Annotated in this window: 16 protein-coding genes and 1 pseudogene; 8 read left to right on the forward strand and 9 right to left on the reverse strand. The window is 57.9% G+C overall.

The window, feature by feature from the left end:
• The first annotated feature begins 153 nt into the window (after nt 1-153).
• A complete protein-coding gene (locus PSEBG33_RS13205; protein ID WP_005788400.1) occupies nt 154-1,068 on the forward strand; it encodes a LysR family transcriptional regulator in 915 nt (304 codons plus the stop codon).
• On the opposite strand, the gene PSEBG33_RS13200 is transcribed toward PSEBG33_RS13205, so the two are convergent.
• Both PSEBG33_RS13200 and PSEBG33_RS28220 read right to left on the reverse strand, forming a co-directional pair.
• Entirely contained in the window at nt 1,061-1,990 is a 930-nt protein-coding gene (locus tag PSEBG33_RS13200; protein WP_005788402.1) for a hypothetical protein, read from the reverse strand. The two genes, PSEBG33_RS13205 and PSEBG33_RS13200, sit on opposite strands and share 8 nt — an antisense overlap.
• 117 nt (nt 1,991-2,107) lie before the next feature.
• Entirely contained in the window at nt 2,108-3,139 is a 1,032-nt protein-coding gene (locus PSEBG33_RS28220; protein WP_005788405.1) for a hypothetical protein, read from the reverse strand.
• 207 nt (nt 3,140-3,346) lie between these two features.
• Here PSEBG33_RS28220 and PSEBG33_RS13195 point away from each other — a divergent pair, with 207 nt between their 5' ends.
• Nucleotides 3,347-4,213, forward strand: coding sequence for a hypothetical protein (locus PSEBG33_RS13195; RefSeq protein WP_005788407.1), 867 nt, complete (start codon nt 3,347-3,349; stop codon nt 4,211-4,213).
• 28 nt (nt 4,214-4,241) lie between these two features.
• Here PSEBG33_RS13195 and PSEBG33_RS13190 read toward each other — a convergent pair whose 3' ends face one another.
• The 4 genes from PSEBG33_RS13190 to PSEBG33_RS13175 form a co-directional block, all read right to left on the reverse strand.
• Nucleotides 4,242-5,558 carry an LLM class flavin-dependent oxidoreductase gene (locus tag PSEBG33_RS13190; protein ID WP_005788409.1) on the reverse strand — a complete coding sequence of 439 codons (1,317 nt, stop codon included), beginning with the start codon at nt 5,556-5,558 and terminating at the stop codon, nt 4,242-4,244.
• 11 nt (nt 5,559-5,569) lie between these two features.
• A complete protein-coding gene (locus PSEBG33_RS13185; RefSeq protein ID WP_005788410.1) occupies nt 5,570-6,526 on the reverse strand; it encodes an ABC transporter substrate-binding protein in 957 nt (318 codons plus the stop codon).
• 156 nt (nt 6,527-6,682) lie between these two features.
• Nucleotides 6,683-8,014, reverse strand: a complete 1,332-nt coding sequence (locus PSEBG33_RS13180) for an ATP-binding protein (protein WP_005788412.1) — start codon at nt 8,012-8,014, stop codon at nt 6,683-6,685.
• Complete coding sequence (locus tag PSEBG33_RS13175; RefSeq protein WP_032803547.1) at nt 8,011-8,754, reverse strand: response regulator; 744 nt, start codon at nt 8,752-8,754, stop codon at nt 8,011-8,013. The genes PSEBG33_RS13180 and PSEBG33_RS13175 overlap by 4 nt, the downstream gene beginning before the upstream one ends.
• A 129-nt stretch (nt 8,755-8,883) precedes the next feature.
• Between PSEBG33_RS13175 and PSEBG33_RS13170 the strand changes: the two genes are divergently transcribed.
• From PSEBG33_RS13170 to PSEBG33_RS13150, 5 genes are all read left to right on the forward strand, one after another.
• Nucleotides 8,884-9,195 (forward strand): hypothetical protein, encoded by a 312-nt coding sequence (locus tag PSEBG33_RS13170; RefSeq protein ID WP_005788417.1) that lies wholly within the window; start codon nt 8,884-8,886, stop codon nt 9,193-9,195.
• Nucleotides 9,195-9,860 (forward strand): DUF3313 domain-containing protein, encoded by a 666-nt coding sequence (locus PSEBG33_RS13165; RefSeq protein ID WP_005788418.1) that lies wholly within the window; start codon nt 9,195-9,197, stop codon nt 9,858-9,860. Before PSEBG33_RS13170 ends, PSEBG33_RS13165 begins: the two co-directional genes overlap by 1 nt.
• Before the next feature lie 109 nt (nt 9,861-9,969).
• Nucleotides 9,970-10,839: an isocitrate lyase/PEP mutase family protein gene (locus tag PSEBG33_RS13160; protein ID WP_005788420.1), complete on the forward strand. Its 870-nt coding sequence runs from the start codon at nt 9,970-9,972 to the stop codon at nt 10,837-10,839.
• Nucleotides 10,840-10,922: 83 nt separating this feature from the next.
• Nucleotides 10,923-11,303, forward strand: coding sequence for a RidA family protein (locus PSEBG33_RS13155; protein WP_005788423.1), 381 nt, complete (start codon nt 10,923-10,925; stop codon nt 11,301-11,303).
• A 206-nt stretch (nt 11,304-11,509) separates the two neighbouring features.
• Nucleotides 11,510-13,489: a peptidase U32 family protein gene (locus PSEBG33_RS13150; protein ID WP_005788424.1), complete on the forward strand. Its 1,980-nt coding sequence runs from the start codon at nt 11,510-11,512 to the stop codon at nt 13,487-13,489.
• On the opposite strand, the gene PSEBG33_RS13145 is transcribed toward PSEBG33_RS13150, so the two are convergent.
• A complete protein-coding gene (locus PSEBG33_RS13145) occupies nt 13,467-14,369 on the reverse strand; it encodes a DMT family transporter (RefSeq protein ID WP_005788426.1) in 903 nt (300 codons plus the stop codon). The genes PSEBG33_RS13150 and PSEBG33_RS13145 overlap by 23 nt on opposite strands.
• 108 nt (nt 14,370-14,477) lie before the next feature.
• On the opposite strand from PSEBG33_RS13145, the gene PSEBG33_RS13140 reads away from it, so the two are divergent.
• Nucleotides 14,478-14,918: an Lrp/AsnC family transcriptional regulator gene (locus PSEBG33_RS13140; protein ID WP_005788428.1), complete on the forward strand. Its 441-nt coding sequence runs from the start codon at nt 14,478-14,480 to the stop codon at nt 14,916-14,918.
• Between the two features lie 319 nt (nt 14,919-15,237).
• Here PSEBG33_RS13140 and PSEBG33_RS13135 read toward each other — a convergent pair.
• Both PSEBG33_RS13135 and PSEBG33_RS29565 read right to left on the reverse strand, forming a co-directional pair.
• Nucleotides 15,238-16,413 (reverse strand): annotated as a pseudogene (locus PSEBG33_RS13135) (pyridoxal phosphate-dependent aminotransferase); the annotation flags it as partial.
• Between the two features lie 211 nt (nt 16,414-16,624).
• Entirely contained in the window at nt 16,625-22,234 is a 5,610-nt protein-coding gene (locus tag PSEBG33_RS29565) for an SET domain-containing protein-lysine N-methyltransferase (protein WP_005788432.1), read from the reverse strand.
• Nucleotides 22,235-22,285 lie beyond the last annotated feature (51 nt).

The following is a 22,285-nucleotide window of genomic DNA, read 5'->3' on the forward strand; positions in this document are numbered from 1 at the left end:
GCCTTTGATGGAAGGTCAAGGTTATAGAGCGTGGCAGCAGCGTTACCTGACCAGGATCAAGCTTGTGCCAGCAAATGACGATAGTTTCGAGTTGACAGCGCCCTGCAAACTTCAACAACCTGCCAACTTTCCTGCCCTGCCCCGAGGCTGTCCTTGGACTATTTCAGTGCCCTCACCGCCTTCGTCGAAGCTGCCGAAGGCAATAACTTCTCCCGCGCAGCCGAGCGTTTGGGGATCAAGGCGTCCACGGTTTCACGCTATATAAAGGATCTTGAGCAAGACCTGGGTATCGCGTTGTTCAACCGCTCCACGCGCACCTTGCACCTGACCGAAGGCGGCCAGACCTTCCTGATGCACGCCCGCAGGGTGCTGGATGAACTGGAACACGCCAAGGCGGCGACGTCTGCGTTGAACCAGCAGCCCAGGGGCTTGTTGAAGCTCAACCTGCCGCCGGCATTCGCCCGCCATCACATCCTTCCAGCCTTGAAGGACTTTTGCGCGCGCTACCCGCAAATCAGTGTGGAATTGGTATTGGATAATGCTCAGGTCAACCTGATTCATGCCGGCGTCGATCTAGCCATACGCATTGGCGCGCTGGCCGATTCGACGCTCAAGGCCCGCAAACTCTGCGACGGCCACTACCGCGTGGTGGTCAGCCCGGCTTTTGCCAGGCAGCACCCTGCACCCTCAACCCCCGCCGACCTCGCCGGTTTGCCTGCGGTGTTGGGTACGCTGCCTACGGGCGCTATCAGCTTTGTCTGCGGCGATCAGGTATCACCGCTGCTGCACAACGGCTGCATTCGGATAAATGATCTCGACGCACAACTGATCGCCGCTCGCCAGGGGCTGGGCTTTGCCCTTTTGCCGGATTGGTTGGTCGCCCAGAGCATCCAGGCCGGCGAGTTGCTCGTGTGGCTGCCGCAATGGCGAATACGCGATGTCGAGCGCGACTTCGCCGTGTGGTTTGTCTACCCGCCCAAGCGCATAGTGTCGTCCAAGGTCAGGTGTTTTATCGACTTTATCGTTGAGCGACTGGGCCAGACGCCTGAGTGGACATCACTCAACTGAAGCGAATATCCAGCGAGCGCAGATAGGTTTGCAGCCCTGCGTCCTGAATCGGAATCAGGAACGCCTCGGTGTCCGATTCATTGAAGTGCGCGTGCCAGTACCCCGGCGGCGTGACAAATGCCAGGCCAGGCGACCAGTCCACCCGCTGCGGATTGCGGATCTGCCCGTCCGCGTCCAACTCGGTGCCCACCAGCGAGTAACAGCCCGGCGGGCAATCAATGATGAAGTCCAGCGCAATCGACTGATGCCGGTGAGGTTTCTGTACCGAGCCTGCCGGCAGGATCCCATACATGGCCCACAGCACGTGGGTCACGGTGCGCGTCTGGGGGAAGTTGCGGTTGCCCAGCAAAATGCTGATGCGGCTGCGGTCTTGCGCACGAGGATCGTCGGCCGCTTCACGCAGCTTGGCGTTAGCCAGTTCTGCGGGGTACAACGTCGGCGCGAAGCGGTCTGCGCTGCCTGCCACCCCCAGGTAACGCAATAACGGTTCATCGTGCACGTAGTAAAGACGGGCATCCTGGCGGGCGCTGAAGTGTGCTGCCTGCAAGCCAGGCAAGGCCATAAAACAACCTTTTGACCATTGAATCTCATGTTCGCTCTGAACCACGCTGCCCTCGCCTGCGATCACGTAGAACACCTGGGACGTCGCATTGGGTTGCAGGGTCAGCGTGTCGCCACGGTTAAGGCGCATGAAGTTCGCGCACAGCCCGGGGCCTGTCGCAGGGCCTTCGCAGCCCAAGGCGTCACTGAGGTCCAGCGGTACCACGCGTGAAGGGCCACTGTCGTATAACGAGGCGGGAAAGCTGTGGTAGGGAATGCGCGCAATAAGGTTGGCACTGATGGGGTTGGCCGCCTTGCTGTACTCGAAGTACTCGGCGTCCACTTGGTTTATATCCGTCGGCGCAGGGTTGAATTCGTTCATCAGTCTCACCTCAGTCTGGGGGGGCCGGAGCCCGCTGCGCTTTTGAAGGCGCTGCGGTAAGTGAATGAACTATAGGCATCGCTTACGGGCGGAGTAATCCCTGGCGCTGCACAGCAGTTATGCGGAATGGGGATCATCGTTAGCATCTGCCGAAACCACTTTTACCCGTTCTCCTTCGACGTGAATGACATCAATGGGTTGTTCAACCCGCCAGGGAGAGTTATAGCACCCCCTTATTTTATGAGTTGCCGTAAAAAATGTAATATCCTCATCAATTTGATAAGAGTAAGACGTTAATCCAGAACCGTACAATCCATCCTTGCCTTTAGGGTATGATTGATATTTAACAATGTTGTACTTTGATTGTAAAATTTTCACGAACGCTTTTTCTGCATCGGCGGCTAAGATTTTTTTATCGATAAACCCAGGCAGCTCGAAGTCGCTCTCTGTCAATTCTTTGACTGCAAAGTCATCAATATCAAAAAGAAATATATAAAGCTCATCTGTCAGTCTGGCCGTTGGGCTGTATTGAGTTTCACGTGAAAGTATTTCAGCCCTGCTTTTATGCCCATTAGCGAAAAGCCTGGAGAAGCTGTCGCCCTCCTTTGATATCCCCACATAATACAGATTAAAATCAGTGAATTGCAAAGCATTGCTCAAACCTACTATATCGATCCTGCCTCTCCAAAAATCGTATAGCATTTTATCGGTAGTCGCCCAATAAAGTATTGATTCTTTATTGTTGTGAGCATGTTCGGTAGAGATTTTTATTGCTTGGGCGCCCCAATCTATAACTACTTCTTCTTGATAGTCGCCTATCAAGTATGCAAGATTTACGCTCAAGTTTTTTCTTTTGATTTTGCCGCAAACCAGATCAAAATAGAATCGAGCGTGCTCACGGTCGATTCGGCGGTTATCAAATTCAAGCGCATGGCGTTGAGCAAGCATATATAACTTGCTTTTTTTTACAAACTGCCTGACCTCCGCATCTTCCCATAACAACTGTGCAAACTGATTTGAGATGGGCGGATAGACAAGCTTCAATAAATTACTCGATATGTACATAAATTCAAGCCTTATGTTGGACATGACACCATTCATTAAGCTGGTCGCTGGAGTCGTTTTGCATTCAGCAATGGGACCATACATGCGAGATGCAAATCATGTCATGGATTCGAGTGCTGTGAACAGGCATAATAGCGGCAAATTGCCTCTACTGTATTGGGTTGGACGGCCCGAAAGGACACGAATGTACTTTGCCATATGCTTGAAACCGATGATCGAAACCCTCGCAGGGGAACAGGGTCAAAAAGATTCATGTTGCACTCTCATTCTATTTCTTGGCAACTGTAAGCTATGAATCCATTATTCTGGATTGGCGTTACAGTAGGTATAGTCGTATCAATTTTTTCTTTTTTTTCATTGCTTTCTGCATTCCCAGAAACCTACTCACCCTTCCCTACAAGTGTATCCAGTATCTTCAAGGATATACTGGGCCCCGTGGCGGCGGGTTTTGGTGGTGCATTACTAGGTGCTTTTGCGACTTATGGTATTCAGTCCCACGCAGAGCGACGAAAGGAAAAAATAGCCGCTATCAATGCGTACAACAAAGGCGTTTCGATTCTTTCAATGAAATACAATGATCTTTGGGTTCTTAAGCATCAACTCGTGACACCGCATCAAGACAAAGAACTGCGATTCATGCATATACCAAGAACTCAAGGGCTTTTCCCGAATGCCGAAAATGCAGCGGATGCGCTCAATCAAATCTTCATCAAAGAGGGCATGGGCGATTTACTTACAAAAATGTTGATTGCCGAGAAAAAGTACGCCGCTATTCATTCAAGCTTTCAAGAGCGAAATGATATGGTTCAACCGTTTGCAAAACAACTCGACACCTATCTTGCAAAGACCAGGGGGAGACAAAGCCCAACCCTAGGAGAGCTCGTCGGCATTCATAGTCATACGAGCCTTTTAAGACTTTACGAATATAGCGAGCAATTAATCATGACGCTGGATGACGCACTTCTTTATTTGCATACGCTTTCCGTTCGATTAGTCAGCGAGCTACCAATGAAGATTCACTTCGAAAACAATCCAATAATCATGTTTAAAACGGAACAGCCACATACAACTCCAGCACCGTTCTATAAAGACCTAAACGATCTCTCAGCGGCCTTGGAGGCGGCTGTGGCCGAAAGTAAATCGAAGCGTCGCAAATAAATAGCTGTTTACTTTGCTATTATTCTTCTCATTTAAACCTGGGAACTGCCAACCCCAGGCTTTCGCGCAAAGTCGAGCCTTCATACTCTGTGCGATAAACCCCGCGTTCCTGCAACAACGGAATCACCTCCCGGGTGAATCGATCGAACTGCCCGGGGTGGCCGATGTAGATATTGAACCCGTCCACAGCCCGCGCCTGGAGCCAGTCAGCCATTTTCTGCGTCACCGTATCGGCGCTACCCACGAAGGCGCCAGGACGCAGTTGCCGACCAAACTCAATGGCCTGGCGCAAGGTGAAACCCTTCTCCCGCGCCTGATCGGCAATGCGTTTGGCATTGGTGAAAAAACTGCTGCGCGCCGCTTCCAGGCTCTCTTGCGGGAATGGCGCATCCAGGTCGTACTGGCTGAAATCATGCCAGCCGAAATTACGCCCGAACTCCTTGAGCGCCAGTTCAAAACTATGGTCGAGTTGATGGTAGTGCTGCTCGATTTCCCGGGCCTGTGCATCAGTGTCACCCACATAGACTTCCGCACCGGGCATGATCAATAACTGCTCCGGATCGCGCCCTCTTTGTGCCGCCCTGCCCTTGATATCCCGGTAAAACGCCTGACCCTGCTCGATGCTGGCCGCATGGGTGAAGATCACGTCCGCCGTGGCGGCGCCCAGATCGCGGCCTGGCTCGGAATCACCGGCCTGAAAGATCACCGGTTGGCCCTGGGGTGAGCGTTGGATATTCAGCGGGCCGACCACGCGAAAATGTTCGCCCTGGTGGTTCAGGCTGTGCAGCTTGCTGGGGTCGAGAAACTGGCCGGTAGCGCGGTCGCGCACAAACGCATCGTCTTCGTAAGAGTTCCACAACCCCTGCACCACCTGGACGTGTTCGGCGGCGCGGCCATAGCGGGTAGCGTAGTCATAATGTTCATCGCGGCTGTAATTGCCTGCGGTGCCAGCATCACCGCAGGTGACCACGTTCCAGCCGGCGCGGCCTTTGCTGATCAAATCCAGGGACGCCAGGCGCCGCGCCACGTTATACGGCGAGTTGTAGGAGGTGGTCAGCGTGCCAACCAGGCCGATATGCCGGGTACTCACCGCCAGCGCCGATAACAGTGTCAGCGGCTCCAGGCGATTGAGGTAATGGGATGGCGAGCCGGGGGTGATAAATTGGCTGTCGACGATAAACATCAAGTCGAACAGCGCCGCCTCGGCCTGGCGCGCAATTTCGATGTACCAATCGACGTTGACGCTGGCATCGGCCGGCAGTTGCGGGTCGAGCCACAGGTTATGGCGGCCCGGGCCACCGCTGCCCATGGTCAGGGCGCCCAGTTTGAGCTGTCTTTTAGTCATGACAAGAACCTTCAGGGCTGGCGGGTGGCGACGGCTGGCTGCAAGGACGCCGCGAAGGACGGGTCAAACAGTTGGGCGGCCGGGTAAGCCTTGATCAGGCCCTGGCTGGCGAAAAAGTCCACGGTCTTTTGCGCCTCCACAGGCGCCTGGGCGGTCAGTGGCTCGACGGTGGTGCGCGCCCGAGCAAACCACACACGGGCGATGTCGGCGTCGGCACGGGTGCGCTTGGCCCAGGCATCGGCATAGGCATCGGCGTTGGTCGGGTTTTGGCGAGCCCAGTCACGGGCTTTTTTCAGCCGCTGGAGAAAGTCGCTGATAGGCTCACGCTTGGCCTCTACCGCATTGGCGTTGGCGGCGATAAAACTCTGCGCCGGGATCAACCCCTCGGCGGTCGCCAGCACTCGCGCACCCTGGCGTTCCTGTTGCGTGACATACGGCTCCCAGGTGGCGATGACGTCAACCGCGCCGCCCTCCAGCGCATGGGACGCATCCAGCGCGCTGAGGTAGCGCAACTCCAGAGAGTCCCGTGCAACCCCGGCTTTATCCAATGCAGTCAGCAGCAGTTGCTGGCTCCAGGAGCCCTTCCAGATGGCCGCACGCTTGCCCGCAAGATCGGCCAGGCTGTGGATCGACGAATCCTTTTTCACCAGGATCGCCACGCCCGCAAGATTCTGGCGGCTGACGGCAATCACCTTGATCGGTGCGCCCAATGCGCCCAGGAACAATACCGGCGCATCGCCCAGCAGGCCGATATCCAGGCTGCCGACGTTGAGCGCTTCGGCCACCGGTGACCCGGCGGTGAATTGCTTCCATTCCAGGGTATAGGGCAGATCATCCAGCACCCCCGCCGCTTCCATCACCGCTTGGGCGTTATAGCTCTGGTCACCCACGACCAGGGTTTGTGCCTGTGCCGTCAGGCTTAGCAGGGTGGCGGCCAACCCGGCCGCCAGTGTTGTCAGGTAACGCACGCTCGTCTCCAGATGCCGTGTGAGGCAGTCAAGTCGATCCGCGCGTGCGGTCTCGGCAATATTTGTAAGGATCGATACGATGCGGTTATAAGAGGCGCGTGTAAAATACCTATAACGCATAACGTAATGCGCAAATAATGCGCGCACCGCATCAGGCTATCGAGGCAGCTCGACCCGCGCCACCAAGCCTGAGCCACGCAGACGGTTGCTTAGCGTCAGTTCGCCGCCCTGCTCGCGCACAATGGCGCGCGCTGCTGAAAGCCCGAGACCCACGCCACCGGTATTACGATTGCGCGAGGTTTCGAGGCGAAAGAATGGATCAAATACGCGCTCAAGGTCAGCCTCGGGAATCCCCGGCCCCTGGTCATGAACCTCAATGCAGATGCGCTGACCGTCCCCACTCAGAGAGATGCCAGGGTGCCGCGCATATTTGGCGGCGTTCTCCAGCAGGTTGACCATCACCCGCTTAAGTCCCAGTGGGCGTCCGTGATAGACCAGGTGGGACGGCCCAATGAAATCCACCGCAAAATGCTGGTCGCGATAATCATCGATGATGGTTTGCAGCAGCTCCGACAGATCGAATGCAGTGCGTTGCTCCAGCACCGTATCGTCGCGAAAGAACGCCAGCGCAGTGTTGATCATCGACTGCATTTCCTCGACATCGCGAATCAGTTTGTGCTGATGGTCCAGATCCTCCATGAACTCGCAACGCAGGCGAATCCGCGTCAAAGGCGCGCGCAAGTCGTGGGAAATCGCCGCGAGCATATGGGTGCGTTCGCCGATGAAATGCTGGATCTGCGCCTGCATGGTGTTGAAGGCGATGATGGCCTGGCGTATTTCGTGGGGGCCTTCGCTGTCGATGGGCGGAGCACGCAAATCACCACCAAAACGCCTGGCGGCACTGGCGAAACGCTGCAACGGTTGGGCCAATTGCCGGGTCGCGAGCCAGGCCACCAACAAGGTCGCGATCAACCCCAGGGTGATGATCACCGCGATGCGCGTGGGTGCGCTCAGCCCCCACGTGCGTTCAGGCGGGACGAATGACAACCAGCTGCCATCGAGCAACTGCACGAGCGCAACATAGTGCGCCTCGGGGCTGCCACGCGGCCAATCGTCGGGGCTGAACACCTGAATTTGTCGCCCAGTGCCAAACAGTGCTTGTATCCCCGGGACTTCGCCCGTTTGAAGCGCCGTGTTGCCGTCGGGAAGGCCGAAATCCGCAGGGTCGTTATGCCAGGCCACATGCAGGCGGGCATCGCTGGCCGCTGCCGCCAGTTGCGGACGCAGCGTTGCAGGCGCGGCTTCGATGACTTTGGTGGTGGCGCCCATCTGCTCCAGCAACCCTGTGCGCTCGATCGGCGGGCGCGCCCAGACCCCGGCAACCTGGACGAACAAGGCATTAAGCGCCAGTGAAGCAAGCATCGCGGCGAGAATGGTCAGGGCGATGCGCCGGTTCAGGGTGTCGCGATGCAACAGGCCGCGGATCATGACCGGGTGACCGGGGCGGTGAACAGATAGCCGCCATTGCGTACCGTGCGGATCAGGTCCGGGCGTTTGCAATCGGGCTCGATCTTGCGCCGCAGCCGGCTGACCTGCACGTCAATGCTGCGGTCGAAGGCGTCGTGGCCCCGGCCGTGGGTCAGGTCGATCAATTGGTCGCGGGTGAGGATGCGCTGAGGATGCTCAAGAAACACCACCAGCAAGTCGAATTCGCCACCGGACAGCGGAATCATCACGCCCTCGGGAGAGCGCAGCTCGCGGCAGGTAATATCCAGATGCCAACCGGAGAACGCGATGATTGGCCGGGAATGCTCACTGGCAGCGCCGACGGGCTGCCCCGCCCGCCGTTGCACCGCACGCAGACGGGCCAGCAATTCGCGGGGGGCAAACGGTTTGGTCAGATAGTCGTCGGCGCCAAGCTCCAGGCCGACGATGCGATCACTGAGCTCGCCCATGGCCGTGAGCATGATGATTGGAATGCCCATCTGCGCCCGGACTTTCTGGCACAGGCTAAGGCCGCCTTCACCGGGCAGCATGAGGTCCAGGATAATGGTGTCTGGCCGCTGCCGGGCGATGGCTGCCCACATGGCTTCTCCGTCGGCAGCCACGTCGACCTCGTAGGCGTGCTGCACGAAGAACTTCTTCAGCAATGCCAGAATTTCTCCGTCGTCGTCGACGATCAGCAGTCTGCTCACGTTCCCAGGCCCCCTGGCAAAAAAGGAAAACATCTAAAACCATTCCGGCGCCGGGGTCATTTATTTCAATCGAGCAACATTCCTTCGCCACGGACACAACCCGGACATCTTCGGGAAAAAACCGTCGGGCATCCTGCACGCCTTCCATTCAAGGCGACGTTCATGAAGGTTTCCAGCAGCAGGTATACAGAGCAGGCACAGGACACCGGGCGGCCCCTGGTGCTGAGCCAGCGCACATCGTCCCTCGCACAGGACAGCCCCATGCTGTTCCAGGAGTCCTGCCTGGGCCTGACGGCGGACCAGGACCGCATCGTATTGCGCCGCTACTTCGAACATTACAGCCCTGACGCCGGGCGCTGGGTCGAGTATGCCCACTCCATCCCCATCGCCGAGCTTGTCCATTGGATCATGACCCATGGGCAGTTGCACATCGAATGCTCTCATGACAACCCGAACGAACAGGCAGCCCACTAATGACCTGCAAACGTTCACTGCCGTTATTGATGGCGGCCTCCTTGAGCCTGGCGGCCTGCAGCAGCAACCGTATCGAGCCCGAAGACGCGGGTTTTCTTCACGATTACAGCCTGCTTAAAGAACACCAGAGTGCTTCGGGCCAGACCGTGCTGAGTTGGGTCAGTCCGGCCTTGAAGCGTGGCCGATACAAGCAGGTGTACCTGGCGCCCAGCCAGTTTTTCCCGGCCGTTGAACCCAGCGCCCAGATACCGCAAAGCACCCTCTTCCACGTCACCGGATATTACGACCTGGTACTGCGGTCGGAGCTTGGCAAACACATGTATCTGGCCGCAAAGCCCGGGCCCGACACGCTTACGGTACGCCCCGCCATTACCCGGATCGCCACCAGCCCCCAAGGCTTGCGCCTGTATGAATGGCTGCCGATCACCCTGGTCGCAGCGGGCGTGAGCACCGCCGCCGGCATCCGCGACCAGGACAGCGAGATCGCCACGCAACTGTCCCTCGAAGACGGCTCGACCGGCGATGTGGTGGCTGCCATCGTGAGCGAGGGCACCGGCATTCCCCTGGATAACGACAAGCAAGTGATGACCGCCGACAACGTAAAAGAAGTGCTCGACGGCTGGGCCCGCGACCTGGGCCAGTCATACAGCGCCGTCGCTCAATAGCACGGCCCCGCTCAAACGTCATAATCCCCTGCCCGTCTGCGTGGTAATCTCCCGGCACCACGAATAGACATTGATCGTCACTTGACGATGACCAAAGCCAGGAAAGAACATGCCCAAGATTTCTCACTCAGCGCTACGCCGTAACTTCCGTGACCTGCTGGCAACGCCTATCTGCGTTGAAACCGCCTCCGTATTCGACCCCATGTCTGCCCGCATCGCGGCCGACCTGGGTTTTGAAGTCGGGATCCTGGGCGGTTCAGTCGCCTCCCTGCAGGTGCTGGCGGCCCCCGATTTCGCGTTGATTACCCTGAGTGAGTTTGTTGAGCAAGCCACCCGCATTGGCCGTGTCGCCCAGTTGCCCTTCATTGCCGACGCCGACCACGGCTACGGTAATGCGCTGAACGTGATGCGTACCGTCGAGGAACTGGAACGCGCCGGTGTTGCCGCGCTGACCATTGAAGATACCCTGCTGCCGGCGCAGTTCGGGCGCAAGTCCACCGATTTGATCTCGGTAGAAGAAGGCATCGGCAAGGTCAAGGCAGCCATTGAGGCGCGCGTCGACCCCGCATTGTCGATCATTGCCCGCACCAACGCCGGCGTGTTGCCCACCGCCGATGTTATCGCCCGCACCAAAGCCTACGAAAAGGCCGGCGCCGATGGTATCTGCATGGTTGGCGTCAAAGACTTCGAGCACCTGGAGCAAATCGCCGAGAACCTCAGCGTGCCGTTGATGCTGGTGACCTACGGCAACCCGCAACTGCATGACAGCGAGCGCCTGGCCAGCCTGGGCGTGCGCATCGTCGTAGCCGGGCATGGCGCCTACTTCGCCGCGATCAAGGCCACCTACGACAGCCTGCGTGCGCAACGCCAGCTTACCCATAGCACGTCCAATCTCAGCGCCACGGAACTGACCCACACCTACACGTTGCCGGAGAGCTATGTGGCGTGGGCTGAAGAGTTCATGGATGTGAAGGAGTAATTTTCAGACAACCCGCTGATTTGCCCCAAGCGTTTTTTTCGCGGACCATGGCGCCTTTCTGTTCCTGCCAACACGAGGTGCCCATGGCCAACCACGACCTGTCCTATACCCCCGACCCGGACGCCGACTCCATCTCATCTGACGTGATCGGTTTCAACGGTATTCTGGTCTCGACCCAAATCCCGACCCACTCCGACGGCAGCCTGGAGCTGGGCGACATCACCCTGCAAAGCGAATGCACCCTGCAAGCGCTCAAAGTCGCGCTGGAAAAAGCCGGCAGTTCCATGGACCGGGTGATGCACCTGACCATCTACCTCACCGATATGGCCGACCGCGCTGCGTTCAATGAAGTCTACAAGCGCTTTTTTGCCAAGCCATGGCCGGTGCGGGCTGCGGTGGGTGTTGCTGCATTGGCGGTGGACGGAATGCGTGTTGAAGTAACAGCGATGGCTGCCAAAGCCTGATATCTCAGCGCGCTATGAACAATGTGGGAGGGGGCTTGCTCCCGATAGCGGTGGGTCAGAACAGTTTTAATTACTGACACACCCTCATCGGGAGCAAGCCCCCTCCCACACAAGCCCTGGGCCCGACAGCCCTGCGGTAGATGCCGGCCGGGCATTTCACGGCTACAATGCGCGCCTCGACCGTGACAAGCCTGACTAAAAAAACTATGTCCTTGCCCAAGCATCACCTTGAATTGCTCAGCCCTGCCCGCGATGTCGCCATTGCGCGCGAGGCCATTCTGCATGGCGCCGACGCCATCTACATAGGCGGCCCAAGCTTCGGCGCCCGTCACAACGCCTGTAACGAGGTGAGCGATATCGCGCAGCTGGTGGAATTCGCCCGTCGATACCACGCCCGCGTCTTCACCACCATCAACACCATTTTGCATGACAACGAGCTGGAGCCAGCGCGCAAGCTGATCCACCAGCTGTATGACGCAGGTGTAGACGCGTTGATCGTGCAGGATCTGGGCGTGATGGAGCTGGATATTCCGCCCATCGAGCTACACGCCAGCACCCAGACCGACATCCGCACCCTGGGCCGGGCAAAGTTTCTTGACCAGGCCGGTTTCTCGCAGTTGGTATTGGCCCGTGAGCTGAACCTGCAGGAAATCCGCGCAATCGCCGACGAAACCGATGCCGCCATCGAATTCTTTATCCACGGCGCCCTGTGCGTGGCGTTCTCCGGGCAGTGCAATATTTCCCATGCGCAGAATGGCCGCAGTGCCAACCGTGGCGATTGCTCCCAGGCCTGCCGTCTGCCGTACACCTTGAAAGATGACCAGGGCCGTGTCGTGGCCTTTGAAAAGCATCTGCTGTCGATGAAAGACAACAACCAGAGCGCCAACCTGCGCGCGCTGGTCGAAGCGGGTGTGCGTTCGTTCAAGATCGAAGGCCGCTACAAGGACATGGGCTATGTGAAGAACATCACCGCCTACTACCGCCAGCGCCTTGACGAAATCCTCGAAGACCGCCCGGACCTGGCCCGCGCCTCCAGCGGGCGTACCGCGCATTTTTTCCTGCCGGACCCGGAGAAGACCTTCCACCGTGGCAGCACCGACTATTTCGTCACCGATCGCAAGATCGACATCGGCGCGTTCGATACTCCGACGTTTACCGGCCTGCCGGTGGGTGTGGTGGAAAAAGCCGGCAAGCGTGACTTGCAGGTAGTCACCCATGAGCCGCTGTCCAACGGCGATGGCCTGAATGTGCTGGTCAAGCGTGAAGTGGTGGGCTTTCGCGCCAATATCGCCGAGCCCAAGGGCGAGTTCGAGGAAGACGGCGAGAAGCGCTATCGCTACCGCGTCGAGCCGAATGAAATGCCGGCCGGCCTGCATCAGTTGCGCCCCAACCATCCTTTGAACCGTAACCTGGACCATAACTGGCAACAGGCACTGCTCAAGACGTCCGCCGAACGCCGTATCGGCCTGGCGTGGGTTGCACGCCTGCGTGAAGAGCAGTTGCACCTCACCGCCACCAGCGAAGAAGGCATCAGCGCCAGTGTCACCCTGCCCGGCCCGTTTGGTGTAGCCAACAAGCCGGAACAGGCACTGGACACTCTGCGCGATCTGCTCGGCCAACTCGGCACCACCGAGTACCACGCCACCCGCATCGACCTGGACGCGCCGCAGTCGTTCTTCATCCCCAACTCGCAGCTCAAGGCGTTGCGCCGTGAAGTGATCGAAGCCCTGACCGCCGCCCGCATCCAGGCGCACCCTCGGGGTGGACGCAAGGCCGAGACCACCCCGCCGCCGGTGTATCCGGATGCGCACCTGTCGTTCCTGGCCAACGTCTATAACCAGAAGGCCCGCGACTTCTACCACCGTCACGGCGTGAAGCTGATCGATGCGGCCTTCGAAGCTCACGAAGAAACCGGCGAAGTGCCAGTGATGATCACCAAGCATTGCCTGCGTTTCTCGTTCAACCTGTGCCCTAAACAGGCCAAGGGCGTCACCGGCGTGAAGACCAAGGTCGCGCCGATGCAGTTGATCCACGGCGACGAAGTGCTGACCCTGAAGTTCGATTGCAAGCCGTGCGAGATGCATGTGGTAGGCAAAATCAAGGGGCATATCCTCGGGTTGCCGCAGCCGGGCAGTGCTGTAGAGCATTTCAACCCGGAAAACCTTATCTATCAGGGCACGCACTGAGCTGACGGGCGCGGGGCCACCACCAGCCCCGCTGCAACCCGGCAGCGGCCAGCAGAATCGCCGCCACACCCAGCCATTGCAGCCACCCCAGGCGATGCCCGAACGCGATCCAGTCCACCAGGATCGCCGCAATCGGGTAGATGAACGACAACGCGCCGGTCATCGCCGTGGGCAGCTTCTGAATAGCCCCGTACAGCAACACATACATCAAACCGGTATGCACCACGCCCAATGTCGCCAGTGCCGTCCAGGCAGTGGTCGACACGGGCAAGCTGTGCCAGGGCACCAGCGGCGCCAGCAGCACTGCGCCGGTGGTCACCTGGATCAACGCCATCAAATGCGGCGGTACGTCCTTCAGGCGTTTGATGATCAGCGCCGCCACCGCGTACAAAAATGCCGCGCCCAAGGCCAAGGCAATGCCAGCAAGATAATTCCCGCCACCCGATTGCTCACCATGGGCGGTCACGATCGCCAACATGCCCAGGAACGCCACACTCAGCCACGCCATTTTTTGCACGGTGATCTTCTCACCGAGAAACACCGCCGCCAGCATCACCAGTATGAACGGCTGCACGTTGTACACCGCCGTGCTGATCGAGATGGACGCACGGGAATAGGACTCGAACAGCAACAGCCAGTTACCGACGATAGCCACGCCGCTGAGCACTGCCAGCCCGAGCTTGGCCCAGTTGAGTAACGCCAGGCGCAAATACCCCAGCAACGCGCACACCAGCAGCAGTGTCAGCGCGCCAATCACGCAGCGCCAGAACACCACCTCAAGCACCGACACGCCCGACACCAGCACAAACCAGCCAATGGTGCCGGAGATCAGCATGGCGGCGATCATTTCCCAGGTTCCGCGACGGATTGATGTATCCATGACTGAGGCTCCTCAAGTGAGGCTCAATTATGGCAATCTGCTCGACACGGCTACAGCGACTAAAAAAGGCAAAACCCAGGATTCACCTTTTCTTATTAGGCAAACCTCATGATCGACACTATCGACCAGCAATTGATCGCCGCCTTGATGGACGACTCGCGCCTGTCCCTCAAGACCCTGGCGGGCATCATCGGTCTGTCTTCGCCGAGCGTCAGCGAACGTCTGCGTCGCCTGGAAGAGCGCGGCGTGCTGACCCACTACACCGTCGACATCGACCCCAAGCACTTCGGCTACCTGCTGCAAGCCATCGTGCGCATCCGCCCCCTGCCCGGCAAATTGCAGGAAGTGGAACGCCAGATCCAGGCGATCCCCGAGTTCACCGAATGCGACAAGGTCACGGGTGACGACTGCTTTATCGCCCGCCTGCATGTACGCACCATGGAGCACCTCGACACGCTGCTGGACCGGCTGAATACCTATGCCGAGACCAACACCGCTATCGTCAAGAAAACCCCGGTGAAACGGCGTTTGCCGCCGTTGGCTGACTAACAGGGCTGCGTAGCCTGTGGGAGGGGGCTTGCTCCCGATGGCGGCCTCGGGGCCGACCAGGATGCTGGGTCAGACCGAGTACATATCCCCCAAATCCCTGTCGAATTCCGGCCAGCGTGGTTTGACGGGGCGCCTGAGATCAAAAGCAGATCAAGATCAAGAGCGGCTCGCTACGCATCGTGGTTACCGTCGGCTGCTACCAATTTGGGTAGACACCTATGGCCATCGGGGCAAGTCGAATCGTCGCATTGCCCCTCCCACATTTGAAACGAGACAAGGCCAAAAGTTGGGCAAGTACTCACGCCCAGTGCACGGCCCGCTCACTGGCAAGCTGTTCAACAAACAGCACAATCCGCCGACAGGCTTGCGCCAGACGCTCCTCGCCCAAGGTAAAGGAAAGCCGAACGAAGCCCTGGGCCGGCTCGCCGAAGGCTGCCGCGTCCAGCACCGACACACCAGCTTCACGAAACAGGCGCCAGGCGAAATCCAGGGACCCCAGGCCCGTATCGCGCACATCCACCAACACAAACATGCCCGCTTGCGGCGCCTGCACGCGGATGCCCGGGCAGGCGCTCAAGGCAGTCACCACCAGGTCGCGTCGGCGTCGGTAAGTCTCACGCATGCCTTGCGTGACTTCGTCATGGGCCAACACCGCAGCTGTCGCCGCCTCCATCACGAAGCCGGGTAAGCCGTACATCATGCTCAACAGCAGGGTTTCAGCGTGCTGCACCATTTGCGCTGGGGCGATGAGCCAGCCGATACGCCAGCCGGTCATGGCATGGGACTTGGACAAGCTGCCAATCACGATGCAGCGCTGCGCCATGCCCGGCAACGCCGCGAGGCTGTGGTATTGACCGTCGAACACCAGGCTTTCGTAGACCTCATCCACTACCACCCACAGGTCGTGTGCGATCGCCAAGTCCGCAATGGCTCGCAGCTCTTGCCGGTTGAGCACCACGCCAGTGGGGTTGTTCGGATTGGAAAAGAATATCGCCCGGGTACGCGGCGTGATCGCGGCGGCGAGCAATGGTGGATCCAGTCGAAAGCCGGACTGCGCACTGCAGGGCACCCGCACCAGAGTGGCGCCGCTGGCCTTGAGCGTGGCTTCGTAGGTAACGTACATCGGGTCGAGCACCAGCACTTCGTCGCCGGCCTGCAACAGGCATAGCGAGCTGATGAACAGCGCGTTCTGCGCACCGGGCACGATGATGACGTTGTCAGCCGCCAACGGGCGGGCCAGGGTCTGGCTGTAACGGGTCGCGATCGCCTCGCGCAAGGCCGGGCGCCCGGCGATCTCGGTGTAGTGGGAATCTCCCGCGTGCAAGGCATTGACGGCGGCGTCAGTGATAAAGGCCGGCGTGGCGAAATCCGGGTCGCCGACGCTAAGGATGATGACGTCTTCGCCCTGGCTGGCAGCGTCGAACGCAGCGTGGTGGATGTCCCAGGCGGCGACGCCCTGCCCTGCAATTCGCTCAACGAAGGGAGAAAACCTCATGCCAGAGCCTCTGGTTCAAGATGAAAATGCGCAAATCCGTTGCTGTGCGAACGGGGAGAATGGGGTCAACATAGTGCAAACGAAACCGTCGTTCAACGGATAACTTGGGCCCTGCGCCTCACCATGCCTACCTGGAAAAAACCTGGAGCGCGCCGTCGATAAAACCTATGGGAAGGAGCTTGCTCGCTCCAACAGATTTGACCGGTTTGACTTAGTGATCAGGGTCCGGCTTGATCGCTATATCAGGCACCGTTTTATAGTACGGTCCATAGTCCAGCAGTAATTCCTCGCCTTTCTTGATGTCCTTCAGCGCCACGTAGAACGTCAGGTTTTTTCCGACGGCGATGGAGATGACATTGTTCGACTTCCAGGCCGGCAAACTGCCCAATTGCGAAGTATTGATCTTGCTCAGGGTATTGCCCGTGTGCAGCGCACTCACCGAGCGACTTCCCGACCGGGTCCCGAACAAGTACGTCAGTACCGCCCGCGAACCTTGCTTGCGTTGCTCCTGAAACAGCGATGCCTCAGAGGCATGATATTTGCCCGCGTACGGGCCAAGCACTTCAAACTTGGGAATATCGCGTCGCGCCCACACCGACGCACCTCGATCTGGCCCACCATCGTCGAGTGCTGTGACTACCTCCAAGGTTTCATCAAACCGGGACTGGTGCTGACGTTCGGTTTCCAGCCACTCTTTGATCTCGGCCTTTATCTTGGCTTTGACCCTCTTGTGCGTTGCGTTATCAAGCCCGTCAAGCAGACCATTCCAGTTGGCAATGCGGATGTCGTCAAAAGAACCCTCGATTGCTTTGGTCAAGCTGAGTGTGGGGTCCGCCGGGTCCTGCAGGATAGGCAGTGTATTGTCGATCTGGTGACGAGGTAATGGCGGCGAAGCAATGGGCTCAACCTTGATCACGACGGGCCGGTCTACAGGAGATGGGTCTGGGGTCTCTAAGCCTTGTGGCGCCTCGGGGCGCTGAGTCAGATCCGCAACCTTCGGTTGCGGTGAGTCCAAATGGTCCGGTGCAGGTCGTTTTAGTAGTGATCGATTCACAAGCGCTTCGCCGGCAGTCTTCAGGCTGCCATCAGCCCGTGCATATTTTCTGAACGTTTCCACATTAAGGTTATGGAGACCGGCAAAACCTTCGATGGTCATGGCTTCACGCGCTTGCGCGGTCATATTGATCCACGTTTGGAGATGCGTGTCGACCACGTGATCAAACGGTGTGTTGATCGGACGGTCGCGCACAATTATTCCGGCAGGACTCAGTTGGCCGCCAGGCTGCACGTAGTATTCAAAGGTTCTACGGGATATGTGTTTCTGTAGGGTAAAGCCTCTATGGGTAACGCTTTGCTGTTGCGCAGTCGACAACGCCTCCCACTCGCGCAAATGTTCGGCCGTAATCACTTTCATGGGCGCATTCGGCGTATGGGTTCTTGGGACCAGTGCGGCGCGCTCAAGACGCTCCGAGGCATTTTTTTTCAAGGAGCCATCAGGATTAACCCAGTCTCTCCAGGTGGCTGAATGGACCCCGTTATCTGTTATGAACTGCGCTTGCGTGACCGAGTTATCCGGGTTCTCGAAATGTGCTTTCCACTGACGGAGATGGTTATCGGTAATCGTATTAGGGATGACACCCGCCGTTCTGCCCAGCAACTCTATGCCAGCTTGACTCAGGGTACCATCTCGCCGCACGTAACTTTTGAACGTATTCGGATTGATATGGTAAAGCTCGGAAAAACCGTCGAGGGTCAAAGCGTCACGCTCCGGTTGTGCCAAGTTTTGCCAGGCACTGAGATGGGTTTCAGTCACCCTATGGAAGGGCGTGTTGGGCGCGCGGTCGCGTATTGCCACGCCGATAGCGGTCAGTTGACCATTGGGTTGCACGTAGCGCTCAAAAACTCTTGGGTGGATGTTTTTCTGCCGTGCAAAGTCCTCACGGGTAAGGCTTTGCTGTTGCAGCGCCTGCAACCCATCCCACTCGCGTAGATGCTCAGCCGTGACCACTCTTGCGGGAGCGCTCGGCGTAGGGGTTATTGAACCCAGTGCGGAGCGCTCGAGACGCGTCGAGGCGTTGTTTTTCAAGGAACCATCAACATTAACCCACACCCTCCAAAGAGCTGAATTGAGTCCGTTATCTGTTATGAACTGCGCTTGCGTGACCGGGTTATCCGGGTTCTCGACATGCGCTTTCCATTGGCGAAGATGGTCATCGGTAATCTGGTTAGGGCCAACACCGGACGCCCTGCCCTGCAAATCCATGCCGATTGAACTCAAGGTACCGTTTTGCCGCACATGATTTTTGAACGTATTCGGATTGACATGATAAAGCTCGGAAAACCCGACAAGGGTCAAAGCGTCACGCTCCGGTTGTGTCAAGTTTTGCCAAGCACTGAGATGGGTTTCAGTCACCCTATGGAAGGGCGTGTTGGGCGCACGGTCGCGCACTGCCAGGCCGGTATCGGTCAGTTGACCATTGGGCTGCACATAGCGCTCAAAAACTCTCGGGGGGATGTTTTTTTGCCGGGCAAAGACCTCAGGGGTAAGGCTTTGCTGTTGCTCGTAGGGCAGCGCCTGCCACGCTCGCAAATGATCAGCCATGGGAGTGGAGACCTGGACTGCGCCGGCCTGTCGTGCCTGCTCCAAACGCTGCGCGCCCGCCTGCGTCAACGAACCATCCGCGTTAACGAGCCTCGCCCAGCTACGTGGGTTGAGCCCGTGCTGGCTAACAAACTGCGCTGACGTCAATGAGTTTTCCACCTTCCTGAAAGTCTCATCCCACTGACGTAAATGATCATCGCTGATCTGGTTACTTCTGGTGGGATCGGACGCCTGGACCAGCGCATCCCCCTTGCTCGTCAGGGTGCCATTCTGACGCACATACGACCTGATCGTCGTCGGTCGAAGATTATGAAGGCCGATAAATCCGTCCAAGGTCATTTCGTCACGCGCCGCTTGTGTCATATTTTGCCAAGCACGCAGATGCGTTTCGGTCACCTTATTGGGCAAGGTGCTGGCGGGGCGATCACGCACGATCACGCCGCTATCGCTCAACTGACCGTCAGGCTTCACAAAGAACTCAAAGGTTTTCTGTGGAAGCTTATTCTGTTTGGCAAAGCCCTTGCGCGTGACGCTTTCCTGTTGCTCTGGTGACAACGCCTCCCAGGCCTTCAAGTCCTCAGCAGTGATCTGCCCACCACCGGGCGCCCCCAGGCGTTGCCATTCGTCACCTTGTACATGCTGGACCAGCAACTCGGTTTGCCGGTTATTGTGATAAACCCGCGCCTGCACAACACCGTCGTCCGTGCGCGAAACCTGGCGGACCTCATACACCGCTGTATCACCGTTGCTGTCGGTATGGCGTATATGCGAAATGTGCCCATCAGCCGCCACATACACCCCCTGACTGTTACGTGACAGCCCCACGATTTTGCTGTCTGGCACTTTGAAGTTCCCGAACAGCTCATGGCTCAATTCACTCAGCCCATCGATATGCGCCGTGTCCACCTCACCCGCGACAGCCTGGGTCGCGACCCTGAACTCTTCGAGCGGGCTGCCATAAGGTCGCATCGTGTCGGCGTCAAATGAATACCACTTGCCGCCTTTGAGCACGGCGGCGCCCTCCACCGCCTGTTCGGCCACCTTCACCACGCCTGTCGCCGCTGCGTCATACTGCTTGCTGATCGCCTTCAATACGTCGTAACTGCCGGTGGCACCTCTGAGTTTATTGACGGTTTTGGACAGTACATACAAGCCACCGCTGCCCACCAACCTGGCCAAATCACCCAAACCACCCACCGGATTGAGCAGGTCAATCGTGGCGACGCCGATGACTTTGGCAGCCTTTAGCGCCTTGGCACCGCTGGAGAGAACAGCGCTGCCGATCTTGAGCAGTTTTCCAGCCGTGGTGGCCCCTGCAGTAACAAAGCCGAAGATGTCCAGCATGAGATCAAATGCCGCCTCGCCATATTTGCCATTCTGAATATTGACGATGGCCGATCTGAAGGGGATCAGGTTCAACAAAAAATCGTTCAACGGTTTGGGGCTGTAATACTCGTCTATGGGAGTCTGCCCGCGTGCCTGTTCTTTTATTGCAGGGTCATCGAGATCAAGGTGTTGGACAAAGGCGTCGGCAATCGAACGGGATCGAGCGCTGGTGAAACTATTCACAAGTGAGTCACTCAATGGGCGTTCACGACCCAGACCATCTGCGTTATGACGGGGCGTGAACGCTTTGGTCGTAGAAACATTTTTGCCTGCCTTGGACTCCTGAACCTGCGCTGCGTACACGCTCGCCCTTTCAATCGAACCTTTATTGAAGTCGATGACGTAGGCTTTTGTCGTGCCATGCAGTTCAGTTTTGACCAACAGTCCAGGTTTATTTTGACCCTGCGTATTATTGAAATGACCATCCATGACGTATGAGCCTTCTTGGAAAAAGCTGATTTTTCCAAACTCGAAGTTCTTCCTATCCGCAGATGGGAGCTGCGAGATCATGTGCCTGACGGTTGTATTGACGGCAGCCTTTTTTTCCTGGATGGCGCGTGTGAACTGTTGTTCGAAAGCCTCCCTGACACCGAACGTGAGGTTACTGTTCACCGCCTCTATGGGAATGCGGGGGTCACTCGATTTAAGTGGTCTCGGATTCGGCAAGTCCATCTTGGCGTAGTCCAAGAGTGAATGAGTGCCGCTTATCCCGTTTTGCCCGTGCTTCACGCCAGACGCATCAGTGCTGAGTGCTTTGACTTCAAACAGCGCGCCCAAGTCTCCAAACCGCTCCTGCAACTTGATCTGTGCGATTTCTGTTCGCGTCGATATTGCCTTGTCCAGTATTTTTGAAGCAGACATCCGCTCATCAAGCTGTTGGTTGAACTCGGTCCTGACGGTTTCAAGTTGTGCAGCGGTGTAGGTGTCAGCGTTTCTTTTGGGGATGATTTCATTCGCAACGCCCCAATCGAATAACGCGGCAGTCTGGGCATGCTGAGTGGCCACAGGGTCAACCCGTCGGGCGTTTTCAGCCTCGCTCATGACCTGCGCAAACGTCATGCCGGGGACTTTGCCCGGGGTGTGCGCCTCAATCGTCATCGCAGCCATCGTCAGGCTGGCCCACGCCTGACTGCCGACCTTTACCGTCGGGGGAATGTCTTTGATCAGAAACTGCGGTACCGCCTTGGCCAGCAACAGGTACGCACCAACACTCGCCAGTGCAGCGCTGGTTGTGCCAGTACTGCTCAAATGTTCGGCCAAGCCGGCCACGACCTTGGAGGCGTGGTGCCCCCCACGTGTGTCACTGCCCAGGTCGAAACCGGCAACGCTGTTGCGATCGGGCGCAGTGATCGACTCAGGGTCCATCTGCAGGGCGATAGCGGCCAGCAGGTAATCGCTTGCGCTGCTTTCGCTGTCAACGCCTTGCATGGTTTGCTGTAGCGCTTTGCCCATCCGCTGCCCTTGCGGGGAGTTGACCAGTGCCTGGAGTATTTTAGCCGGGTCGTCGCCCGCCTCTGCCGGCAGCGGCTGCCGATACCGCAGAAACTCCAGCACCCCGCCCTGGGTTTGCATCACCAGCGGCTGATCGCCCAAATGGTGAGCGTGGTTCATGGTGATAAGTCGCAAACGCCGTTTTTCGCCTGAGTCCAACGTAATCGGCCACGATAACGCGCCGCCCAGAGGGCGTATTGCGGCGCTGCCCGTGTCGGTCGCGGCGCGGTCAATGGGCGCCTCACGCGGCAAAACATCGACGTCAGGAAGCACAGATGATGAGGCGCCGGGCGTAAACAGCGGCAGTGAGGAATGCGTAAGAGCTGGGGATATACCCGTCATATCAGGTACCTGTGCAGAGCTGTGTAGTCATCCGATTGAACACGCGCTCAG

This window comes from Pseudomonas synxantha BG33R (assembly GCF_000263715.2).
Lineage (GTDB): Bacteria > Pseudomonadota > Gammaproteobacteria > Pseudomonadales > Pseudomonadaceae > Aquipseudomonas > Aquipseudomonas synxantha_A.